Source organism: Methanobrevibacter sp. (genome assembly GCF_017432245.1).
Classification (GTDB): domain Archaea; phylum Methanobacteriota; class Methanobacteria; order Methanobacteriales; family Methanobacteriaceae; genus Methanobrevibacter.
In genome coordinates this window covers 1-3464 of sequence record NZ_JAFRJO010000079.1, presented here as the reverse complement: position 1 = coordinate 3464, position 3464 = coordinate 1, and the positions used below count along the sequence as shown (strand labels likewise).

4 protein-coding genes are annotated in these 3464 nt (G+C 32.5%); all 4 read left to right on the top strand.

Annotated elements, in window-relative coordinates:
- The first annotated feature begins 110 nt into the window (after positions 1-110).
- The 4 genes from IJI80_RS06540 to IJI80_RS06525 all read left to right on the top strand — a co-directional run bounded on the left by IJI80_RS06540 (position 111) and on the right by IJI80_RS06525 (position 3133).
- On the top strand, positions 111-272 hold the full coding sequence (locus IJI80_RS06540; protein ID WP_067146875.1) for a 50S ribosomal protein L24e: 162 nt from the start codon (positions 111-113) through the stop codon (positions 270-272).
- Positions 269-721, top strand: coding sequence for a nucleoside-diphosphate kinase (gene ndk / locus IJI80_RS06535; protein ID WP_292788683.1), 453 nt, complete (start codon positions 269-271; stop codon positions 719-721). The genes IJI80_RS06540 and ndk overlap by 4 nt, the downstream gene beginning before the upstream one ends.
- Before the next feature lie 118 nt (positions 722-839).
- Entirely contained in the window at positions 840-2630 is a 1791-nt protein-coding gene (gene infB / locus IJI80_RS06530) for a translation initiation factor IF-2 (protein ID WP_292788682.1), read from the top strand.
- 116 nt (positions 2631-2746) lie between these two features.
- Positions 2747-3133 carry a 30S ribosomal protein S6e gene (locus tag IJI80_RS06525; RefSeq protein ID WP_292788680.1) on the top strand — a complete coding sequence of 129 codons (387 nt, stop codon included), beginning with the start codon at positions 2747-2749 and terminating at the stop codon, positions 3131-3133.
- Positions 3134-3464: the final 331 nt, after the last annotated feature.

The following is a 3464-nucleotide window of genomic DNA, read 5'->3' as shown; positions in this document are numbered from 1 at the left end:
TGAAGGCGATATTTTAATGTTACTCGACACAATCAGAGAAGCTAAGGAGATTAGAACTCCTTAATAACCTTGGTTATTAAGCTTATCTTACTTAAAGAAGGTGTTTTAACATGAGAACTTGTTCATTCTGTGGTAAAGAAATAGAAGAAGGTACCGGTAAAATGTACGTTAAAAAAGACGGATCCATCTATTTCTTCTGTAGTAGTAAATGTGAGAAAAATATGATTAAACTTGGCAGAGTGCCAAGAAAAGTAAAATGGGTTAAACAATGATTGAAAGAAGCTTTGTTATGATGAAACCTGATGCGGTATCTAGACGTTTAATGGGTCAAGTTTTAAGCCGTTTTGAAGCTAAAGGCCTCAAAATTGTTGCTATGAAATTAAGACAAATTGATGAAGATTTAGCTAAACAGCATTACGGAGAACATGCTGAAAAACCATTTTTCAATGGTTTAGTTGAATATATCACTTCTTCTCCTGCATTAACCATGGTTATTGAAGGAGACGACGCTATTTCTGTAATCAGAAAAATGGTAGGAGCAACTAATCCTAAAGAAGCAGAAGTTGGAACCATTAGAGGAGATTACGGTATGGATACTGGAAGAAACATTATCCATGCATCCGATGCACCTGAATCTGCTAAAAGAGAAATTGCTCTTTTCTTTGATGAAGAAGAAATTTGTGATTATTCTATGTCTGATAACGCTTGGATTTACGAATAGATTTATTATTTCTATTTAACATATTTAAATTTCTAAATCGAAATATTCGTTGTCTATAATCGAATCAAATTATTATTGTTTAAATTTATTGAATTATTTAATTGTGAGTGGAGTAAAAATGAAGATTAGATCCCCAATTGTATCTGTTTTAGGTCATGTAGACCATGGTAAGACTACCTTACTGGATTATATCAGAGGAAGTACTGTAGCTGATAGAGAAGCGGGTGGTATTACCCAACATATTGGAGCTACTGAAATCCCAATAGATACAATAAATGAAATTTGTGGCGATTTTATAGCAAGATTATCAATTAAAGATACAATTCCAGGTTTATTTTTTGTGGATACTCCAGGGCATGCTGCATTTACATCACTTCGTAAACGTGGTGGAGCTTTAGCAGATTTAGCTATTTTAATTGTTGACATTAATGAAGGTTTCAAACCTCAAACCTATGAGGCAATTAATATCTTGAAAATGTATAAGACCCCATTTATTGTAGTTGCCAATAAGATTGATAGAATCTTTGGATGGGATATTCATGAAGGAGCTTCCTTTATGGAAAGCTTTAAAGAGCAAGCTCCAAGAGTGCAAACTGATTTGGACTTGAAAATCTATGAGCTCATTGGAAAATTGCATGAGGAAGGATTCCAGTCTGAAAGATTTGACAGAGTCACTGACTTTGCAAGCCAAATTACAATTATTCCAATTTGTGCAAAATCTGGTGAAGGTATTATTGAGCTTATTGCAATGTTGTTAGGACTTGCTCAAGAGTATCTAACAGAACAATTGGAAATACATGAAGATGCTCCTGCTAAAGGAACTGTATTGGAAGTCAAGGAAGAAACCGGTCTTGGAGTGACTGTTGATAGCATTATCTATGATGGTGTGCTCCGTGATGGTGATGAAATTGCTTTAATGGATGCAAATAATGTTGTAAAAACCAAAATCAGATCTATCTTAAGGCCTCTCCCTCTTGAAGAGATGAGAGATTCCAAGAAGAAATTCAAGAAGGTTGATGAGGTTGTTGCAGCAGCAGGTATCAAGATAGCTGCTCCAAATCTTGATGATGTCGTTTCAGGCTCTCCTCTTAGAGTATTGAATGAGGATGAAGACGTTGAAGCAGAATTGTTAAAGGAATTGGAGGACATTACTGTTGATACTGACGATGAAGGTTTATTCGTTAAGGCAGACACTTTAGGTTCCCTTGAAGCGGTTGTTCATTTGCTTAAGGAAATGGAAATCCCAATTAGGTCTGCAGAAATCGGTGATGTAAACAAAAGGGATGTTATCGATGCATCCATTGCTAAGGATGAAAACATTGAGCATGGTGTAATCATTGCATTTAATGTTAAGGTACATCCTAAGGCTCTTGACGATTTAAATAATTCTGGAGTTAAGCTCTTCCAAGGTGATGTAATCTATCAGATTACTGAAGATTATGAAGCTTGGGTCCAAGAGAGAAAAGAAGCTCAGAAAAAGCAATGGCTTGATGCAATCATCAAACCAGCTAAATTCATGATTCTTCCAAAACTCATATTCAGGCAAAGCAAACCTGCAATTTGCGGTATTGAAGTTGAAGCAGGAACTGTTAAACAGGGATATGCTTTAATGAATGCAAATGGGGACTATGTAGGTACCATTGCCAGTATGGAAGATAAAGGTGAGACTTTGACTGCAATTTCTAGAGGTCAAAGGGTTGCTATGGCTATCAATGATGCTGTAGCTGGAAAGGACTTTGAAGAGGGAGATACATTATATGTAGACATTCCTGAAAAGCATTATAAGATCTTGGAGAGAGAGTTTAAGGATAAATTGAATGAAGATGAATTTTTAGCCCTTGACGAAATCTTGGAAATTAAACGTAGAAAAGACAAGGATTGGGGTAAATTCGGTCTTTTTGAATACTAATTGATTTGACAATAAATATTTAATCATTCATAATTATTTCACATATTTTAAGATTATAGAATAAATACTAGAGATTAGGAAAGATTAAATTCCGAAAAATAAAAGGAGGAATTTTATTGGCATTTAAAATTGTTGTATCTGAAAAAGAATTAAGTTATCAATTGGAAGTTGATGATGGAAAACAATTAAACGGTTTAAAAATCGGAGAAGAATTCGATGGTCAAATCGTTGGTTTAGATGGCTACACTTTAAAAATCACTGGTGGTAGTGACAAAAACGGTTTCGCTATGAAAAAAGACGTTGATGGTCCTAGAAGAATCAAAAGTCTTTTAACCGGTGGAGTAGGCTACAAACCTAAAGGTGATGGTGTTAAAAGAAGAAAAACTGTCAGAGGAAACACTATCTCTGAAGATATTGTTTTAATTAACACTATTGTTACCAAAGCAGGTAGCAAATCCATATCTGATATCTTAAATCCTGAAGAAGAGGAAGCAGAAGAATAATCAGATAGTTTTAATGATAAATGAAATTTATAATGAAATTCAATTTTCATTATTATTTTTCAATTATTCATTATAATAAAATTAAAATTAAATTTTTATTAAAAGATATAAATTAATTTTTATTATATTTTATTATCATTTAAAGCATTAAATCATGTTTATATTAAAATTGAATTATAAATATGATTTTAATTAAGAAAAAAAGATTATTCATAAGTGTAATTCAATATTGATATAAATTTCATTATTAAATTTATTATTAATTAGCAGTTATTGTCTAATATTCATTTATGTTTATTATTTAATTCAAAATTATTTCATTTAAAAAAAT

What these genes read in the sequence shown, in the direction of transcription:
- IJI80_RS06540 (WP_067146875.1), top strand. Translation starts at nt 111, where the DNA reads ATGAGAACTTGTTCATTCTGTGGTAAAGAAATAGAAGAAGGTACCGGT.
- ndk (WP_292788683.1), top strand. Translation starts at nt 269, where the DNA reads ATGATTGAAAGAAGCTTTGTTATGATGAAACCTGATGCGGTATCTAGA.
- infB (WP_292788682.1), top strand. Translation starts at nt 840, where the DNA reads ATGAAGATTAGATCCCCAATTGTATCTGTTTTAGGTCATGTAGACCAT.